Below are 16722 nucleotides of genomic sequence, written 5' to 3'. Positions count from 1 at the left end.
GTCCGCACATAATCTGTCATTCCGCAAATCTACCACAACGACCATAGAGAGGCAAAACCTATGGCCATCGTAAAGACGAAGGTGGACGAAAGCCACGAGCGCCTGATGCTCGCCATTGGCGATGTCATCATGCAGCACACCACGCAATCCCCGATGAAGATCGAAGGGATTGTCGGTGTCCTGGCGTTCTGTGCCGGCGCCGCCATCATGCGCGATCCGAACACAAACAGGAACGTCCGCCGCCAACTCCGAGAAATGGCCGTGGCAAACGTCGATATGGGCATGGATGCAATGCGGTCCAGCGCCAGCAGCATCATCCTTCCGGGCGACCTGCACTGATGGAGGCCCATTCCCCGGCCAAATACGACAAGGTCGTGTTGATGGCCGTCCGCGCATGCATCGCTGGCAAGGCGAATGACGGCCAACAGAAACTGGCGATGGACTGGATCATCAACGCCGCCAGCAACCTGTATGACATGAGCTACCGCAAGTCCGACCCGACCGCCACGGCGTTCCATGAGGGTCGGCGCTTCGTCGGCTCCCAGATCGTCAAGATGCTGCGTGACGATACGTTGAAGGCATTGGAGACCGCCACCACAAAGCGGTCTCCGCGTAGAGGCAAGAAACCAGAGGCAGAGGCATGAGCGAACTAGACCCGGCTGCTGATCCCGTCGATCCGCAGAACCCCAACCCGACACCGATTGACCCTCCGGCCGATCCGCCTGCTGGCGATCCTCCGGGTGGCGACCGGGCGCCCAAAGACCCACCTGAGGGTGATCCCGACTCGCCGAAGGGCGACGAACCGTCCGCCTCGTCTCTTCCAGACGACTGGCGCGAGATTGGTGCTGGCGGCGACGAGGACGCGCTTAAACTCCTGAAGCGCTACGGCTCACTGCGCAACTTTGTGAAATCCTTTGTCGAAAAGGACAAGCTGATCCGCTCCGGCAAGATCAAGCGCGAGATGCCCGACGCCTCGGACGAAAAGGCCATCGCCGAATGGCGCAAAGAGCAGGGCATCCCTGACGATCCGACCGGCTATATCTTGCCGGAGACTGTCACCAAGCGCATGACGGACGACGACAAGCCGATGCTGGCCTCGTTCACCGAATGGATGCACAGCAAGGGCGCGCCTCAGACGGTTATCGACTTTGCTCCCGAATGGTACTTCGACACCGTTGAGGAATTGGAGGCGCAACGGACCGCCGCCGATGCAGAGGCGGCAGAAACGGCAGAGGAGGCCCTCCGCAAGGATTGGGGCCGCGAATACAAGGCCAACATCACGCTAGCAAATCGTTTCATGGAAAGCGTACCTGGCGGCAATGAATGGCATCAGGCGCGCCTTCCCGATGGCCGCACCCTCGGCGCGGTACCGGAATTCGTTGCATGGGCGTCCGATATGGGTCGCGACATGTTCGGTGATGCGACCTTCGCCAATTCGGATTCCGAGCGCAAGCACACCGCGCGCAAGCAGGAAATCGAGCAGATCATGAATTCCAATATCGATGAGTACTACGAAAAGGGCCTCGATAAGGAATACGCGACCATCCTCGAAAAGGAACAGCGTCGCGCAAAATAGGAATTCCCGGCATCGTCCGGTGAATGAACGCCCCGCCAGCGAGCGGGGTTTTTTAGTGGCTGAACGCCGGACACCCCGCATAGCGGCCCCAGGCCAAGCCAACCCCACCAACTGCCAAGCATGACAGCCCCGAACGGATAGCGGCCACCCCTCGCAAGAGGCCCCGCGACGCCGTCGGCCACCCTCGAATGCGCGGCTCTGAGCACACGAAAACTTCAACCGAAAGGAAACGACAATGGCTGTCGAAGCTGCCGTCGTTCAATATCGGCGTGAATTCGTGGCGTCTTTTGAGCAGCGCGTGAGCCTGCTCAAGGCGAGCACCACGAAGGAATCCGTTATTAACGGCAACCAGGCCACCTTCCTCGTCTCGGGGTCGGGTGGCGATACCGCCGTCACGCGCGGTACAAACGGTCAGATCCCGTACGGCAACCCGACCAACACGCAGGTCACTGCAACGCTGGTCGAGAAGCACGCTCCGTATGAGCTGACTTCCTTCAACATCTTCGCGTCTCAGGGCGATCAGAAGCGTGTCATGCAGATGGCGTCGATGAACGTCATCAACCGTGACATCGACCTGACCATCCTCGCGGAACTGGCGAATGCCACGCAGGACTACGGTTCCGGCACGGCCTCGCTCAACACCGTTGCGGGCGCCAAGGTCATCCTCGGCAACAATGATGTCGATACCACGGAAGCGGACAACATGTTCGCCGTCGTGTCGCCGGCATTCATGGGCTATCTCATGCAGACCCGTGAGTTCGCCTCTGCCGAGTATGTCGACGTGAAGCCTTTCTCCGGCCCGGCTCGCAAGATGCTGCGCTGGTTTGGCATCAACTGGATCGAAAGCGCGCGTGTCACGGGCGTCGGTACCACTGCGGAAATCTGCTACATGTTCCACCGTTCGGCCCTCGGCTATGCGGTGCGCGTCTCCGAGGAGTCCATCTCCATCGGCTACGACGACAAGCAGGATTCCTCGTGGAGCCGTGCGACCACGTACCATGCCGCCAAGATTCTCCAGGATACGGGCATCGTGAAGATCACTCACGACGGCTCGGCCTACGTGGCCACCTAAGGAGGGCTGAAACATGGCTTATAGCACTTCGAATCCTCCGGAACTCTGGGCCGGTGCACTCAGTGGCGGTCGTCGCCTCTGGTACTACAGCTCGGCCGACGCGGTGACTGTGGTTCGTGTCGATGGATACTTTTCCAACGGCTGGGACCTTGGCATGCGCAAGGGCGACCTTGTGATTGTGCTCGACAATGACGCGAGCCCTATCACGGGTGCTTTGTGCTGGGTGACTTCGGCCTCTGCTACGGGCGGCGTTGACCTGTCCGATGGGGTGACCATCACCGGCACCGACACCGACTAACCGCAGTCTCGCGGCTTTACGGTCGCGGGGCTGCCTCTCCCCTCGTGCGGTCGTGGGGGCTGGTCTTCGGACTGGCCCCCGAACCGCGCGCTCTCTCCCAAAAATCAAGAGGCAATCATGACTTCCGAAACCCCTTCGGCTGCGAAGCTCAAGAGGCTTCCGGCCACGTCCCGCCCGAAGCCGGCAGACTTCACCATCACGCGCCGCCATGTCTGGGTCGACCCCGATGTGACGCTGGACGATCTCAAGCGCCCCGCCTTCTGGGCTCATCATCACGCCGCGCTCAATCCGGGTGATCTGGTAGATGTGCTGGCCAAGGACTTCAGCCTTGACGTTCAGCTCCGCGTTGTCGGCAAGGAGGTCGGGCTCGTGCAGATGCGCGTGGTGCGTGCCTTCACGAACGAGAGGCCGAAGGCTGCCGCGCCTGAGGTCAGTGACGAAGACCTGCCGGACATCCCCGCCAACTACAAGGTCCAGTTTTCGCCCAAGGCCGGATGGCTGGTGAGGACAATCGATCCTCCCGAAACCGTCGCCACGCACAAGACCAAACCCGCAGCCTATCAGGCGGCTATCCAGCACGCCGCGAAGGCCATGGGCGTGGCAGCGTAGGGAACCCGCTCGATGGCTGACAAACTACGCATCTACAAGGGCGCCCTGCGCCTCCTTGGACCGCACGAGCTTGCCACCCTCACGGATGACAGGCCCGAGCGGTATCAGCTTGACGATGCTTGGGATGATGCCGTCGAGCACCTTCTGACGCAGGGGCTCTGGAACTTCGGCATTCGTGCCGTCGAGATGACGGCCGATGACGATGAGGAACCGCTGTTCGGGTGGGATTACGGCTTCCTGAAGCCCGACGATTGGGTGCGGACGGCCGGTATCTCGAATGAGGCCACCTTCCGCATCGGATTCGAGGACTATGAGGACGAGGCCGGCAAGTGGTTCGCCAATGTCGACACGCTCTATGTCCGCTATGTGTCGAATGACGCGGCCTACGGGCTCAACATCGGCGCATGGCGGCAGCCCTTTGCCAAAGCCCTTGAGGCATATCTGGCCTTCGAAAGCGGGCTTCCCATCTCCAATGATCGCGGCAACCGCAACGATCTCTACTCCCTGTACAAGGAGCGCCTGACGAAGGCCAAGACGCTCGATGCATTTGACGAGAGCGTGAAGTATTCGCCGGCTGGCAGGGTTGTGCGTTCCCGCTTCTCGCGCCGTTTCGGCAAGGACGGCTGAGTCATGGGGCGCCTCAACACCTATTTTCACTCGTTCGCCACCGGCGTGCAGGACGCGACAGCGCTCCCCCGCGTCGATCTGGAGCGCATGCGGCTTGCCGCTGAAGTTCAGACAAACCTCCTGCCGAAGGCAACGGGTCCGGGCTTTATGCGCCCCGGTCTGGAGTATTTATCCTCGACGGACGGCAACGCCGTCACGCGACTGAAGGAGTTTGTGTTCGGCGCCACCGACGCGGCATTGATGGAGTTCTCCAATGCCTCCATGCGAGTGCGCAATAGCGATGTGCTGATCACCCGCCCCGCAGTGACCGCCACCGTGACCAGCGGCACGTTCAGTTCCGGGACCGGCTGGACGCTGACCGCCACGGCGGGAGCTACGTCTACAGTATCGGGCGGCTATCTCAATCTCACGGCCTTAGCGCGTGGCTCCAGCGCCAGCGCAACCCAGACCGTCACGGTCAACGAGCAGGGCACGGAACACGCCCTGCGCATTGTGGTAGAGCGCGGCCCGGTCACGTTCCGCTGCGGCTCAACATCGGGCGGCGATGAGTATATTGCGGAAACTACTCTGCGCACCGGTACTCATTCCCTCGCATTTACCCCGACAACGGCAAGTTTCCACCTCAAATTTCAGAGTGAAGACCCAAATTTGAAGCGTGTGGACTCGATCACGGTCGAGGGCGCGGGCGTAATGGAATTGCCGACACCATGGCTTGAGGCCGATCTGGACCTTATGCGGTTCGCGCAGTCCGCTGATGTGGTGTTCGTAGCGTGTCGAGGCTATCAGCAACGCCGCATAGAGCGCCGGGCGTTGCGGTCATGGTCGGTAGTCCTCTATCAATCCGATGATGGCCCCTTCGGTGCAGGCGGGACAAGGGGCATTAGGCTCAAGCCAAGCATCATCGAGGGCAATGGCACGCTGACGGCATCAGCTAATTTCTTTACGTCAAACCATGTCGGCGCGATTTTTCGTCTGTTCCACGGCAGTCAGCATACGCAATCCAATCTATCGGCGGAGGACTTCCCCACTGAGGCAATCCGTGTGACGGGCGTTGGTAGCGACAATAACTTCATCCTCAACATTTCTGGCACATGGTCTGGAACGCTGACACTTCAAAGGTCATATGACGGGCCGGATTCCGGGTTTATTAATCAGGGGCCCACCTACACGATGAACCAGACAAATTTGACCATAGACCCTGGTACTTCTCTCGATAATGTCATCCAGTGGTACCGGGTTTTGTTCAATCTAGGAGATTACACTTCCGGGGTTGCGACGGTCTCGCTAACCTATGGTGGTGGCGGCAATTTTGGCGTGGCGCGGGTCGTCGGCTATTCGAGCCCCACAGTCGTTAACATCGAAGTGCTAAAGCCGTTTTCAAGAACGACATTTACGAGCGACTGGCGCGAGGGAGAATGGTCAGCCGCCCAGATATGGCCCTCTGCCGGCACCTTTTCCGATGGCCGTCTCTGGTGGTCTGGTTCGGATCGTCTGTGGGGTTCTGTCTCCGACGCCTTCGAGAGCTTTGATGAGGAATTGGAGGGAGATGCCGGTCCTATCTCTCGCTCCATCGCCACTGGCGGCGTCAATGACACACAATGGCTGCTGGCTCTCCAGCGCCTTATTATCGGGACAGAGGGAGCTATCGCCGTTGCAAAGTCCTCATCGCTTGATGAGCCCCTGACACCGACGAATATCGGAATAAGGGATTCGGCAACAACTGGCGTTGCAGCCATTGATCCGGCGAAGCTCGACGGCAGGGGGCTTGTGATAGAGCGAGCCGGCCGGGCCGTTCTTGAGATCATCTTTGACGGCGCCACGGCAGATTACAACGCCACGCAGCTTTCGAAGCTCACAACCGATCTGTTCTCGGCCGGTGTCAAGACACTTGCGGTCCAGCGCCGACCCGACACAAGGGTCTGGATCGTCACGAATGACGGCGATTGCATTTGCTGTGTCTATGAACCCGACCAGGAGGTGCTTGCCTTCGTCCCCATGGAGACGGATGGCGATTTTGAGAGTGTCGCCGTTCTCCCCGCAACGACACAGGACAGGGTGTATTTCGTCGTTAACCGCACGGTGAATGGCGGAACGGTGAGGTATGTCGAGAAAATGTCTCAAGATAGCGAGGTCAAGCCTGACACTCTTTGTCGCGTAATGGACTCCCACCTTGTGGCGACAAATAGCCCGGCTTCCGCAACTGTATCGGGGCTCACACATCTAATTGGCGAAACCGTTGTCGCATGGGCCGATGGCGCCCCGGTAGAAACATCGCCGGGTGTTCGTGCCGAATTCACAGTTAGCGGCTCTGGGGAGATCACATTGCCGTCCGCAGTGACAAATGTCGTTGTCGGACTGCCCTACCGCATGCGGTACAAGAGCGCAAGATTAGCATACGGCAGCGCCTCGGGCACAAGCATGTTGGTCAAGAAAACCGTTGATGAGCTTGGGCTTATCATGACGGATTTCACCCGTAAGGGCATCCGCTTCGGCTCGAGTTTCGAGAAGATGTACGACATGCCCAGCAAGGTTCTCGGCAAGACACCGCCCGATATTGTGCTAAGCACGGTGCATGACGAGGTGCCCTTCGATCTAGGCGGTGGGTGGTCTCTGGATTCCCGCGTGCACATAGAATGTGCGAGCCCGTACACGATGATGGCGCTCGGGATGACGGTAGCGGTAACGGCAAATGATTAGGGTAGCCATGCCCACTTCCTGCGTAGGTGGATGTCGGCGACGGTGGCCTGGCTTACCCCGAACATTATGGCTATCTTCGACTGCGAAATCTCGCCTCTGAGTTTTCTGATTTGGCGTACGTCGGGAATGGTGAGTTTAGCCATCCACTGACGCTCCCCACGGTGGTGGGTGCCGTGTTCGACGCGGTCCATCTGGTTACCGGCGTGCGTTTTCCATTGTAGGTGCTCTGGATTTACGCAGCCACGATCACCGAAGCCACAGTTATGGGCGGCTTCATGCTTTGGGGTTGGCGGCGAACCGTTAGCCTCTTCGCAGACAATACGACTGGCGACCCTATATCGACCGTCCATCCAAACTTGGCCATATCCGTTCCCGCCTTTGGCAAAGGGCCAAATCAGACAGTCGTTACCTTTATAAGGAATAGCCACCGCGTAGAGCCAGCGAAGTGCCTCACCTTTAGGCACGCGTGGCGCGCCGCCGGCAAGAGGATCACCATACTTTCGACAGCGGTCATAGTGGGCGGAGCAATAGCCTCTAGCCCTGACGGGCTTGCCACAGTCTGGAATCGAACATAAACGGGATTTAGCCACTCGACGGTCCTTTCGTCGTTTCGGTCAGAACCCGTCGCAGCGCTCCAACGCTCGGCGGGTTCGCTGTTTGTACTACGGGCGGTTGATGAAATCAAACACCCTAATCGTCACCGTCAACCCGCGTGAGATCGTGCGGGCATCCGGCCTTGACATTGATCTACCGGTCTATGCCAAAGCGGCAATCGAGGATGAAGAGTTAATCGCCTGTTGGGGCTTGGCGTGGGGTGGGGGTAGGACGTGGATCTTCTTCCACGTCGAAAACTATCGCCCGGGTCATGGATTTGTGATCCGTCGCGAGGCTCGGAAGTGCCTTCGCCATGCCGTTCAGCTTGGGGCAAGTGAAGTCTTCACGCCCCGTGATATGCAATTTTCAACGTCTGAGAAGCTCTGCAAAATGCTTGGATTTGAATTCTATGCCGTCGAGGACGGTACGGAGGTGTGGCGATGGCAGGTCTCCCGCTAATCGGGCCCCTGATTACTGCCCTTGGCGGTGGTGGCGCGGCAGCTGGCGCGGGCGCAGCAGCGTCATCGGGCATCACCCTCGGTCAGACACTATCGGCTATCGGGACGGGCGTTGGCGCCGTGGGTACCGTCGCGGCCGGCTCCGCCGCAAACCAGTCCGCCAAGTTCGAGGCGCAGCAGCTTGAGCAGAAGGCCGCCGAGGAGCGCGCTGCTGCCCAGCGCGAAGCGCAGCAGAAGCGCCGTGAGGGCCAGCTTATCCAGTCTCGCCAGCAGGCTTTGGCCGCCGCTTCCGGCGCCGGAGCTGGCACAGATGCGCCGACCATCGTCAAGCTGATGACGGATACGGCGGGCGCGGCGGATTTCAACGCCCGCACGGTCGGGTTTGGTGGTGAGAGTCGCGCCCGTGGCCTCTTGGATTCCGCAAAGGGCAGGCGCGCCAGCGGCCGGGCATCGCTTCTCGGCTCTACCATTGGCGGCTTTGGGCAGGCTGCGCGCGGCTTCGGCCGGGCCTTCGGGTGACGATGAATGGCTAGGTTGCCGACCAAATCAGATTTAAGCGGCCCCGTATCGCTTCGCAGCGGTCGGGCAATAGCCTCGGTCGATACGTCTGGCATCGGGCGCGGAATTGCCTCGGCTGGCCAGGATATCGCCGCACTCGGCGCAGAGATCGAGCAGAGCCAGAACGCTGTCGATATCGCACGGGCTGAAGCATACAAGACCGAACAGCTCCTCGCCACACAGAACGCGTTCGAGGACGATCCTGACTATGCCACGTTCGACAAGCGCGCCCCGGAGAGGACAGGCGAGGTTGTCAAGAACGGCGCTCACCTCATCCGTGACAGGAACATGCGCGCGCGATGGGAGGCCAGCGCTCAAGCCGATGCGGCACGCACCAACGATACGATCTTCGACCGTGGCAGGGCCATCAAACGCCAGGCTGAAACCGTCGCGTTCGATGAGGCATTGGAAGCCAATCGCCGTCTCTATGTCGATCCCGACACGAGCGATGACGTAAAGGCTAAGGCGCGAGGTGATATCGAGGGGGCGATTGCCGCAGGCCTTTCGTCTGGACTCCTGACGCCGGAACAGGCAGACCAGCGCAGGCAGCAGTATATTGAGGATGCTGATTTCAGTCGTGGCCAGTTGGCCATCGAGCGCGACCCTTCCGTAGTTGCTAAACCACTCCCCGCCGAAGTAAGTGACCGTGCCGCTGCCGCCATGGCGTTTTATGAATCGCGCGGCTATTCCAAGGTACAGGCGGCGGGTATCGTCGGCAATTTGATTGCGGAAAGCAACTTGCGCCCCTCGGGCGCAGTGGGTGATGGCGGGACCGCATTCGGCATCGCTCAATGGCGTGGCGAGCGGCTTAATCGCCTCAAGCGCTATGCGGCATCGAACAATCTCGATTGGCAGGACTTCGAGACACAGCTTGCCTTTGTCGATGTTGAGCTTCAGAGTCAGGAAACGGCGGCATTCAGAGCGCTGAAAGATGCGAAGACCGTTGATGAGGCCACCGCCGCCTTTATCGGGTATGAGCGCCCCGCAGGGTGGACATCGAAAAACCCGCGTGGCGGACATAATTATTCTGGCCGTCTGAATTTTGCAGCCCGTGCGGCTGGTCAGGAAGTAAATCCGGACTGGTATCAGCGCCTTTCGCCGGAACATCAGGCCAAACTCCAGCGCGAGGCCGACGCCGCGCGTACACGCAAGAACGTCGAGCTTCAGGGATTCATCGAGGTTGCCGCCAATAACGCCCCTGCGGCGATCCAGAACACGGGCCGTTATGATGGGTCCCTTCCGTCCATTGAGCAATTCGTTGATGCCTATGGGCCGCAGGACGGGCCACAAAAGTACAACGCATTCCAGACTTCCATCGAGACATCCGAACAAGCCTTCGAAATGCGCACCATGTCGCCTGCGCAGATACAGGAGATGGTTGCTGCGGCAACGCCGGTTTCGTCCGGCGACAATGCCGCTCTTGAGCAAAAGCGCTTCGAGGTGCTTTCCGGTGCCGCCAGCGCCACCCTGAAGGCCCGCAACGCCGATCCAGCCGCCTATACGCGCCAAACCTTCCCTGAGGTCGAGCGCGCATGGAGTGGCGATATGTCCGCGCCGGGGAGTTATCAGAACGCCCTTGCGGAAACCGCTGCGGCACAACGCCAACTCGGCATCGAGAGGCCGCGCCTTCTGCCGGCGAACCTTGCCGACGCGGCTATCGGCAAATTTGAAGATGAGGAATTACCGGAAGACCAGCGCATTGCTGCGGTGACGCAAACCATTCTCGGCACGTCCGATCCCATGCAGCGCCGCGCGCTGTTTGATCAGTTGGTTGAGGCTGGATTGCCGGATATCACGGAAGGTGCCATTGAGGCGGCCGCTCGGGGCGATGAAGGAGCAGCAAGGCGACTCTTCCGCGCCGCCATGATCGACCCGGCAAAACTGCCCGGCCAATCCCCGGAGAAGCCGGCCGCTATCGATGAGACTATTCAATCAGAGCTTATGGATGTGGGTCAGATTGGCGATGTCTACTATGGACTGTCGGATGGATCGACGGAGAACTTCGTCCGCGCCCAGAGGGACCAGAAGCTCATCAACAATGCCGTGCAGGTGCGTATCCGCAAAGGCGAATCCCTATCGAGTGCTGTCGCCGCCGTGGCGAAAGACCTTTACGGCGATGTCAATGTGTTCACCGGCAATTCTGCCGTCAATGCACAGATATTGGTGCCGGCAGGCGATGACGGACAGGCCATCATCAACGGGCTGGAGGGGCTCTTGCCTGATGTCCGAGGAGCGCTCGCCACAGCACTTACCGTTCCTTCCGACGCCCCGACCGCAGATAGCACCCGTGCTGTTCTTGACGCCGCAACGCAGAACTACATCGACAACGTGATGGCGGAGGGATACTTCCGCAACTCAGGCGACGGCTTTGCGTTCATCGACCCTTTCACCGGGCTTGCGGTTTCCGACCAGAATGGGGAGCCGATCATTTTCACTACGCAGGAAGCAATTGATGCTACCCCTGTACGTGAGCTTCTGAACGAGGAAGAACGGGAGCGTCAATTCCTTGAGGAGCGTTCTAGGTCATTCGGCACCATGGGCGGCGCGCAATGAGCTTATACAGCTTCCGCCAGGGGCCGGCTTATCGCGGGGCTACCAGCATCGATCTTTTCGATGCCGCTCTGGATCAGCCAATGAACCTTGGCGCGACGTTCTGGGACCAGGCCAAGGGGGGTATAGTCGAAAGCTTCGGTCTTGGCACGGCCCTGAGGCATACAGCGATACCGGAAGGCGTCGTTAACGATGATCAGCGGCGCAGGCAGAACATCATCCTGCCATTCGTCAATCCGCTTCTGCAAGCCTATGAGGTTGGCCGGAGAGCCATTCAGGGCCAGATCAACCAGGACCAGACCCCTCTTTCGCAGGATGCCTACCAGCAGTCCCCCTATTTCCGTAAGGAAGTCCCATGGGATGAGGCGATGACGGAGGACCGGGCCGCTGCCTTGGCGACTTGGTATGACACACAAAGGGTGCGGGAGTATTTCGCGTCGAAGAGGCCCATCACGTCGTTTCTCGGCAATCTCGCCGGGCAGGCGGTCGATCCCATCAACTACGTGCCCATCGCCGGGCAATCCGTCAGGGCCGCGAACATAGCCCGTTTTGGTTTCGTGCGAGGTTCCGCCGCGACGGCAGCCATTGACGCCGCCGCGAACACTGCCGCCTTTGGCATTGCCACCAGAGAGGCGCGCGAATCCTTTGGCGATGATGTTTCGTGGCAGCGCCTTGTCACGGAGATCGCCACAGCCGCCTTGATTGGTGGAGCCTTTGGCACCGGTTTTGGTCTTCTCGGCCGGCGTGGATTCGAGGCGCAGCAAAGGGAGATAGAGGCCCGGCTATCCACACTGCGCAACACGCAGGAAGCCCGCATTGCGTTGAACGAGGCGGTCGGCGGGCTGATCAATGATGGTGAGGTCAGGCTCTCACCGAATGCGACCGACCCGCTGGCGCGCATCATGCGGGAGAACAACCCGGCTAGATCACCCGATCTCTTCGCGCCTCTTGATCGTGAAGACCTGTTCGGTTCGACTGCCGTGGGCCGCGTCATTGACAATCGCCCCGCAACGGTGCGTGAGTTCGAGGCCGCCGTACGGGAGGATGTTCTTGCCACGTCGCCTGAACTGGCGCAACGCTATCGAGCGGCGGAAGAGAAGTTCACGGCGGCGCAGGAGAAGGTAGCCGAGATTGAGGAGGGGCTGACGGCGCGGCGCGAGTCCGATGCTGTCGCACTTGTCGATGAGGCCTCCGCAGAACGCCTGCGCGCCATAGAGGACGAACTGGCGGCAGGGCCGGCAGCCCGTCGCCGTGAGGTGCTTGAGGCAGAGCGAGACCTGATTGTCGAAAGCCTTGACGCGGACGCCGTTGCGAGGGTTGACCGCGAGACCCGTATCGGCCCCGAGAAACAGGCCAAGCGGGCGCGAACTGCACTCGCCGCTGCCCGAGAGGACTTCGCCAGGGTTCGCCGTGAAGTTGATGCCCTTGCATCTGGCCTTGAGAAGGTCCGTAGCCTTCGTTCGCGCGCAGCGGTGGACACGACGCCGGCAAGACCAGAAACGCTTCCTGAGGGCCGCGCACAAGCCGAACAGGCCATAGCCAGACCTGACGACTTCAAGGCGATGGCCGCACAATACCGCGTCGATCCAGAGACAGGCGCCTATTTTGAGGAACCGGAGATCGAGCAATTGCGCACAGAGGGCAGGCTGACAGAGGATGACGAGGCCGCCCTCGCAGATGCTACGACGACATATGAAAACGGCGATGCCTGGGGCAAAGCCCTCAAAGCTGCTGTGAGCTGCCTGATATGAGAATCCGCCCCAACATCGGTCCCGGCTGTTTCGACGCCGCCAGCAAGGCAGCGGGCGACAGGCTTAGCAAGGAAGAAGTCAACGAGGCGTTCCAGCGCGTTTTTGACTATAAGCAGAAGCTTCAGGCCGAAGGCAATCTCGACGGCATGGCCGACAAGCTGCGCACCTTTGCAGAGAGGGAAGCGGAGCGCACCAAGATTGCCGCCGCGATGCAGCGCCGGCATGCCGCCATGAATGTGCTTGTGCGCGACAGAATGGACCAGGCCATCGACGGGCTTATGAGGGCGGGGCTGTCGCCACAGAGGGCCCTCCTTGCCGTTCTGGAGGGGACACAGCGCGGCGTTGAGGGTGGGCGCAATTCCGTAGCCGCCTTGAACCTCGCCTATGAGGCACGCTATCTGGGTGGTCTCTTCGCTGAATTGCAGAAGAACCGCCCGTACATGGTCAACACGCTGCGCGATCCGAAGATGGACGCGGATATCATGCGCGAGATGTCAGAGTTGCGTGAGGGTGGTACGCCGGGCATCACCAAGAACAAGGATGCGCAGTACGTCGCCAAGCTGTTCGCCTCCTATGCCGAGTTGAGCCGCACCGATCTGAACAAGCTTGGGGCCTCGATAGGCAAGCTCGACGGCTGGGCAGGGGCGCAGATCCATGACGATGTGAGGATGATCGCTGCCGGCAAGGAAGCATGGACAGATGCTATCCTGCCGCGCCTCGACATGGACCGCACATTCCCCGATGCCGTCGATGAAGCCCAGGTTAAGGAGCTTCTTGGCGATGTCTACGATACGCTCGTCACCGGATTTCCGAACAGGGCGACACCAAAGGAGAAAGGCCAGAGGGTGAACCCGGCCAATCTAGCACGATCACTCGGCAAGTCCCGCGTCCTGCATTTCAAGGACGGCGATGCAGCCTTGGCCTATCGTGAGGAGTTCGGATACGGCAACACCGTGTCGGGCATGATCTCGCATCTCAGGAGGGCCGCGCGGGTTGCAGCCAATATGGAAGCGCTTGGGCCAAACCCGGAAGTCATGTTCGGTTCGCTGGTCGATGGAATGAAACGCCGGATCAAGGATGATCCGAAGTTGAGCCCAGCTGAAAAGCAGAAGCGCATGCGGGGGCTTGATGCTGAGGCTGGAAAGCTCAAACAAGCGCTTGATGTCTCGACAGGCATGATCTCTCGTCCTGTCAACGTCACCGCCGCGAAGATTGGCTCCGATATCCGTGCCGTTCAGTCCATGGCAAAGCTTGGCGGAGCGACGATCACGGCCCTTTCAGATACGATCACCCCGGCTGTAGCCTCCATGTTTCGTGGCACCAGCTTCTTCCGTGGCCTCACGGCACAACTGGATGGGCTGCGCAAGGGCCGTCCGAAAGGCGAGTTCGCGGAAATCTCCTACATGATCGGTGAGGGGTTTGACGGTCTGATCGGCCATATCGTTGCCCCGGCCGCCGCCACCGATGGCCCCGTAGGCAGGCTATCCCGTCTTCAGGAGTCGTTCTTCAAATGGAATGGCCTGACTTGGTGGACCGACGTGCAGAGGGCCACGGCGGGGCGCGTCATCTCTGCGGAGATGGGCATGCGGGCGAAAACGGACTTCGACAGCCTTCCGGCAAACTATAAGCATGTCTTGGGCCTGCATGGGATCAATGCGAAAAAATGGGACGCCATCCGCAAGTCGCGGTTCCGCGAGGTTGAGGGAAAGGAATACGTAACGCCGGATCGTATCCGCGAACTGGATGATGCTGCGATTGAGCCGCTGGTTGCCGACCGGATCGCGGCGGCACGCAAGGCCAGCAAGAGCGATGAGGCATTTGAAGCCAAGCGGGCGCAGATTATTGAGGATGGCCGGCGCGATCTGGAATTGTCGGTTCTGCGCTTCTTTGCCGACGAGACGAGCTATGGCGTGGTGGAGGTCGATGCCTCAACGCGCAGGATTATGACGCAGGGCCTCAGGCCCGGCACTGCGGCGGGTGAGGCCATCCGCTTCGTCGGGCAGTTCAAGGGGTTTCCCTTCACTTTCGCCAACCGCATCGTCGGCAGGGCGCTATTCGGCCACCGCAAGGATGCCACCATTCTGGACAAGACCGCGCATATCGGCGCCCTCCTCGCCGGCATGACCATAGCGGGCTACATGTCTATGACCATGAAGGATATTATCCGGGGATACTGGCCTCCGCGCGATCCGACCGATGTCAAGACGTGGCAGGCCGCAGCCCTCCAGGGTGGGGCCTTCGGTATCTATGGCGATTTCCTGTTCGCGCAAACAAATCGGTTTGGCGGGGGATTGGCGGAAACGGTAATCGGCCCATCCATCGGCTCCGTACTCGACAGCATGACATTCCTTATGAAAGCGAGGGACGGAGATGCGTCGGCGGCTGACGCTCTGTCTATCGGACTTCAGAACACGCCGTTCGTGAATCTGTTCTATACCCGCCCGGCGCTGGATTATCTGTTCCTCAATTCGATGCGTGACGCGGTGAGCCCAGGTTATCTCAAGCGCCAGGAGACTCGGCGCCGCAAGGAATACGGGCAGCGCAGCTCGGTCGAGCGAGAGGCGTTCCCCGGCCTATTCAGGTGAATGGGGCGATCAGAAGGAAAAGGACGCTGCCGCCAAGGGCTATGAGCGCCAGCGTGGCGAGGCAGTATTTGACGAGATCGTCAGCGTCTTTCGGGCCTGCGGCTATCCATCCGGTGAGCCAGAGAAAGCCGACGACCCAGACGAAAAACACGGCGATTGGATGAACGGGAGCGAGTTCGAGAATGGCGCGGCAGATGAGAGACCATCCCACCGCCGCGCCCATGAACTTCAACCACCGCGTCAAGAGCATGCGCCCTTGAGGCGTGCAATTTCCGGGGCATGGTTGCCGCCTGCGATGCGCCCCATCGGAAGACCGATAAGGAACACGCCAACGGCATCGTTTCTCGCGGTTGCCTTCTGCACCTGGATTAGATCGGCAAGGCGCTGTCGGTCTGCATCGGTGCATGTGGCGTCGGCATAGGACACGGGCTTGATTCGATCCGGGTGCGCGGCGCACGAGGCAAGGAAAACGGCGGCGGACAGAATTGCCGCATTGCCGAGGAACTTAACGGGAATTAGATATCGGGTAGCCATGTCGACCTCCTATCAGGTTGGCTGGTTAGAACCCGTCGCAGCGCCACAACGCTCGGCGGGTTCGTTACATATAGTCACATCTTGCGAGGCCGTCCAGATGGGCGGCCTTTTTGCATGGAGAAGCTCATGGCAATCAACATCGACCGCACGGACGGACTGTCTTCATCCGCCGCCATCAAGGGCCCGTGCCGTGTCGCCACCACAGCGAACATCACGCTATCCGGCGAACAGACCATCGACGGCGTTGCGGTCGTTGCGGATGACCGGGTGCTGGTGAAGAACCAGACTACGGCAAGCGAGAATGGCATCTATGTGGCAGACACCGGAGTTTGGCGTAGAGCCAAGGACTTCGCCAATAACAACGATGTGGTGCGTGGCACACGCGTCTTTGTGACGGATGGCTCTACCCTCGCCGCAACGGTCTGGTGGGTGTCGGCGTCCAACCCGATCACCATCGGCACAACCTCTATTTCGCTAACCCAAGACACATGAGCCATGATTACCTTGCACGCCCTAAAGCGGGCTGTGCGGCGTTCGCTCGCGGCGCAGGCCAGGGCAAGGACTGACGAAGAAAAGCGCCTCGCCCTCAAGCGTCTGCAACAACAGAGGATCGAAGCGGCTTGGCGCGAGGAATTGCGCCGCCGCGAAGAAGCCGCGCGAGATGAGGACGGGAGCCGCGCAGCAGCCCACGCCGAATCTGAAGAGCAGCGCGAACAAGAACAACTGGAGTGCATGACGGCCGCGATCCTGCGCCGGCAAGCGAAACTCTCTTAGTAACACCAGACAATCGAAGCCTTTCAAGCCGCCTCCGCA

At 60.2% G+C, this 16722-nt stretch carries 18 protein-coding genes; 14 read left to right on the top strand and 4 right to left on the bottom strand.

The window, feature by feature from the left end; translation table 11 throughout:
• The first annotated feature begins 60 nt into the window (after positions 1 to 60).
• The 8 genes from GM910_RS02500 (at position 61) to GM910_RS02465 (ending at position 6879) form a co-directional block, all read left to right on the top strand.
• Positions 61 to 339 carry a hypothetical protein gene (locus GM910_RS02500; RefSeq protein ID WP_159585925.1) on the top strand — a complete coding sequence of 93 codons (279 nt, stop codon included), beginning with the start codon at positions 61 to 63 and terminating at the stop codon, positions 337 to 339.
• Positions 339 to 644: a hypothetical protein gene (locus tag GM910_RS02495; protein ID WP_159585924.1), complete on the top strand. Its 306-nt coding sequence runs from the start codon at positions 339 to 341 to the stop codon at positions 642 to 644. The genes GM910_RS02500 and GM910_RS02495 overlap by 1 nt, the downstream gene beginning before the upstream one ends.
• Complete coding sequence (locus tag GM910_RS02490; RefSeq protein WP_159585923.1) at positions 641 to 1576, top strand: hypothetical protein; 936 nt, start codon at positions 641 to 643, stop codon at positions 1574 to 1576. The genes GM910_RS02495 and GM910_RS02490 overlap by 4 nt, the downstream gene beginning before the upstream one ends.
• A gap of 235 nt (positions 1577 to 1811) precedes the next feature.
• Entirely contained in the window at positions 1812 to 2648 is an 837-nt protein-coding gene (locus GM910_RS02485) for a phage capsid protein (protein WP_159585922.1), read from the top strand.
• Positions 2649 to 2661: 13 nt separating this feature from the next.
• Positions 2662 to 2946: a hypothetical protein gene (locus tag GM910_RS02480; RefSeq protein WP_159585921.1), complete on the top strand. Its 285-nt coding sequence runs from the start codon at positions 2662 to 2664 to the stop codon at positions 2944 to 2946.
• A 117-nt stretch (positions 2947 to 3063) separates the two neighbouring features.
• Positions 3064 to 3555 carry a hypothetical protein gene (locus tag GM910_RS02475; RefSeq protein ID WP_159585920.1) on the top strand — a complete coding sequence of 164 codons (492 nt, stop codon included), beginning with the start codon at positions 3064 to 3066 and terminating at the stop codon, positions 3553 to 3555.
• A 12-nt stretch (positions 3556 to 3567) separates the two neighbouring features.
• A complete protein-coding gene (locus GM910_RS02470) occupies positions 3568 to 4182 on the top strand; it encodes a phage connector family protein (protein ID WP_159585919.1) in 615 nt (204 codons plus the stop codon).
• Between the two features lie 3 nt (positions 4183 to 4185).
• Complete coding sequence (locus GM910_RS02465) at positions 4186 to 6879, top strand: phage tail protein (protein WP_159585918.1); 2694 nt, start codon at positions 4186 to 4188, stop codon at positions 6877 to 6879.
• Here the strand turns inward: GM910_RS02465 and GM910_RS27780 are convergent.
• Positions 6876 to 7229: an HNH endonuclease gene (locus GM910_RS27780; protein ID WP_425482645.1), complete on the bottom strand. Its 354-nt coding sequence runs from the start codon at positions 7227 to 7229 to the stop codon at positions 6876 to 6878. The genes GM910_RS02465 and GM910_RS27780 overlap by 4 nt on opposite strands.
• 325 nt (positions 7230 to 7554) lie before the next feature.
• Here GM910_RS27780 and GM910_RS02455 point away from each other — a divergent pair, with 325 nt between their 5' ends.
• Genes GM910_RS02455 through GM910_RS02435 form a run of 5 tightly spaced genes read left to right on the top strand, consistent with a single transcriptional unit; the run spans position 7555 to position 15375 of the window.
• Positions 7555 to 7932: a hypothetical protein gene (locus tag GM910_RS02455; protein WP_159585916.1), complete on the top strand. Its 378-nt coding sequence runs from the start codon at positions 7555 to 7557 to the stop codon at positions 7930 to 7932.
• On the top strand, positions 7914 to 8450 hold the full coding sequence (locus tag GM910_RS02450; RefSeq protein ID WP_159585915.1) for a hypothetical protein: 537 nt from the start codon (positions 7914 to 7916) through the stop codon (positions 8448 to 8450). The genes GM910_RS02455 and GM910_RS02450 overlap by 19 nt, the downstream gene beginning before the upstream one ends.
• A gap of 6 nt (positions 8451 to 8456) precedes the next feature.
• Positions 8457 to 11042, top strand: a complete 2586-nt coding sequence (locus tag GM910_RS02445) for a phage tail tip lysozyme (RefSeq protein ID WP_159585914.1) — start codon at positions 8457 to 8459, stop codon at positions 11040 to 11042.
• The gene (locus tag GM910_RS02440) at positions 11039 to 12790 is read left to right on the top strand and encodes a coiled-coil domain-containing protein (protein ID WP_159585913.1); all 1752 of its coding nucleotides are present in this window, start codon (positions 11039 to 11041) and stop codon (positions 12788 to 12790) included. Before GM910_RS02445 ends, GM910_RS02440 begins: the two co-directional genes overlap by 4 nt.
• Positions 12787 to 15375: a hypothetical protein gene (locus GM910_RS02435; RefSeq protein WP_159585912.1), complete on the top strand. Its 2589-nt coding sequence runs from the start codon at positions 12787 to 12789 to the stop codon at positions 15373 to 15375. Before GM910_RS02440 ends, GM910_RS02435 begins: the two co-directional genes overlap by 4 nt.
• Here GM910_RS02435 and GM910_RS02430 read toward each other — a convergent pair.
• A complete protein-coding gene (locus tag GM910_RS02430; protein ID WP_159585911.1) occupies positions 15368 to 15619 on the bottom strand; it encodes a hypothetical protein in 252 nt (83 codons plus the stop codon). The two genes, GM910_RS02435 and GM910_RS02430, sit on opposite strands and share 8 nt — an antisense overlap.
• The gene (locus tag GM910_RS02425; protein ID WP_159585910.1) at positions 15616 to 15909 is read right to left on the bottom strand and encodes a hypothetical protein; all 294 of its coding nucleotides are present in this window, start codon (positions 15907 to 15909) and stop codon (positions 15616 to 15618) included. The genes GM910_RS02430 and GM910_RS02425 overlap by 4 nt, the downstream gene beginning before the upstream one ends.
• 126 nt (positions 15910 to 16035) lie before the next feature.
• Between GM910_RS02425 and GM910_RS02420 the strand changes: the two genes are divergently transcribed.
• Positions 16036 to 16401, top strand: coding sequence for a hypothetical protein (locus tag GM910_RS02420; RefSeq protein ID WP_159585909.1), 366 nt, complete (start codon positions 16036 to 16038; stop codon positions 16399 to 16401).
• Positions 16402 to 16422: 21 nt separating this feature from the next.
• Here the strand turns inward: GM910_RS02420 and GM910_RS02415 are convergent, their stop codons facing one another.
• A complete protein-coding gene (locus tag GM910_RS02415; RefSeq protein WP_159585908.1) occupies positions 16423 to 16710 on the bottom strand; it encodes a hypothetical protein in 288 nt (95 codons plus the stop codon).
• Positions 16711 to 16722: the final 12 nt, after the last annotated feature.

Source organism: Chelativorans xinjiangensis (genome assembly GCF_009812055.1).
GTDB lineage: Bacteria > Pseudomonadota > Alphaproteobacteria > Rhizobiales > Rhizobiaceae > Chelativorans > Chelativorans xinjiangense.
Note: the sequence above shows the minus strand (reverse complement) of the source record. Positions and strands in the feature narration are given on the sequence as shown.

Excerpts from the sequence above, each read along its gene's own strand:
- GM910_RS02500 (WP_159585925.1), top strand. The coding sequence starts at position 61 with ATGGCCATCGTAAAGACGAAGGTGGACGAAAGCCACGAGCGCCTGATG.
- GM910_RS02495 (WP_159585924.1), top strand. The coding sequence starts at position 339 with ATGGAGGCCCATTCCCCGGCCAAATACGACAAGGTCGTGTTGATGGCC.
- GM910_RS02490 (WP_159585923.1), top strand. The coding sequence starts at position 641 with ATGAGCGAACTAGACCCGGCTGCTGATCCCGTCGATCCGCAGAACCCC.
- GM910_RS02485 (WP_159585922.1), top strand. The coding sequence starts at position 1,812 with ATGGCTGTCGAAGCTGCCGTCGTTCAATATCGGCGTGAATTCGTGGCG.
- GM910_RS02480 (WP_159585921.1), top strand. The coding sequence starts at position 2,662 with ATGGCTTATAGCACTTCGAATCCTCCGGAACTCTGGGCCGGTGCACTC.
- GM910_RS02475 (WP_159585920.1), top strand. The coding sequence starts at position 3,064 with ATGACTTCCGAAACCCCTTCGGCTGCGAAGCTCAAGAGGCTTCCGGCC.
- GM910_RS02470 (WP_159585919.1), top strand. The coding sequence starts at position 3,568 with ATGGCTGACAAACTACGCATCTACAAGGGCGCCCTGCGCCTCCTTGGA.
- GM910_RS02465 (WP_159585918.1), top strand. The coding sequence starts at position 4,186 with ATGGGGCGCCTCAACACCTATTTTCACTCGTTCGCCACCGGCGTGCAG.
- GM910_RS27780 (WP_425482645.1), bottom strand. The coding sequence starts at position 7,229 with ATGGACGGTCGATATAGGGTCGCCAGTCGTATTGTCTGCGAAGAGGCT.
- GM910_RS02455 (WP_159585916.1), top strand. The coding sequence starts at position 7,555 with ATGAAATCAAACACCCTAATCGTCACCGTCAACCCGCGTGAGATCGTG.
- GM910_RS02450 (WP_159585915.1), top strand. The coding sequence starts at position 7,914 with ATGGCAGGTCTCCCGCTAATCGGGCCCCTGATTACTGCCCTTGGCGGT.
- GM910_RS02445 (WP_159585914.1), top strand. The coding sequence starts at position 8,457 with ATGGCTAGGTTGCCGACCAAATCAGATTTAAGCGGCCCCGTATCGCTT.
- GM910_RS02440 (WP_159585913.1), top strand. The coding sequence starts at position 11,039 with ATGAGCTTATACAGCTTCCGCCAGGGGCCGGCTTATCGCGGGGCTACC.
- GM910_RS02435 (WP_159585912.1), top strand. The coding sequence starts at position 12,787 with ATGAGAATCCGCCCCAACATCGGTCCCGGCTGTTTCGACGCCGCCAGC.
- GM910_RS02425 (WP_159585910.1), bottom strand. The coding sequence starts at position 15,909 with ATGGCTACCCGATATCTAATTCCCGTTAAGTTCCTCGGCAATGCGGCA.
- GM910_RS02420 (WP_159585909.1), top strand. The coding sequence starts at position 16,036 with ATGGCAATCAACATCGACCGCACGGACGGACTGTCTTCATCCGCCGCC.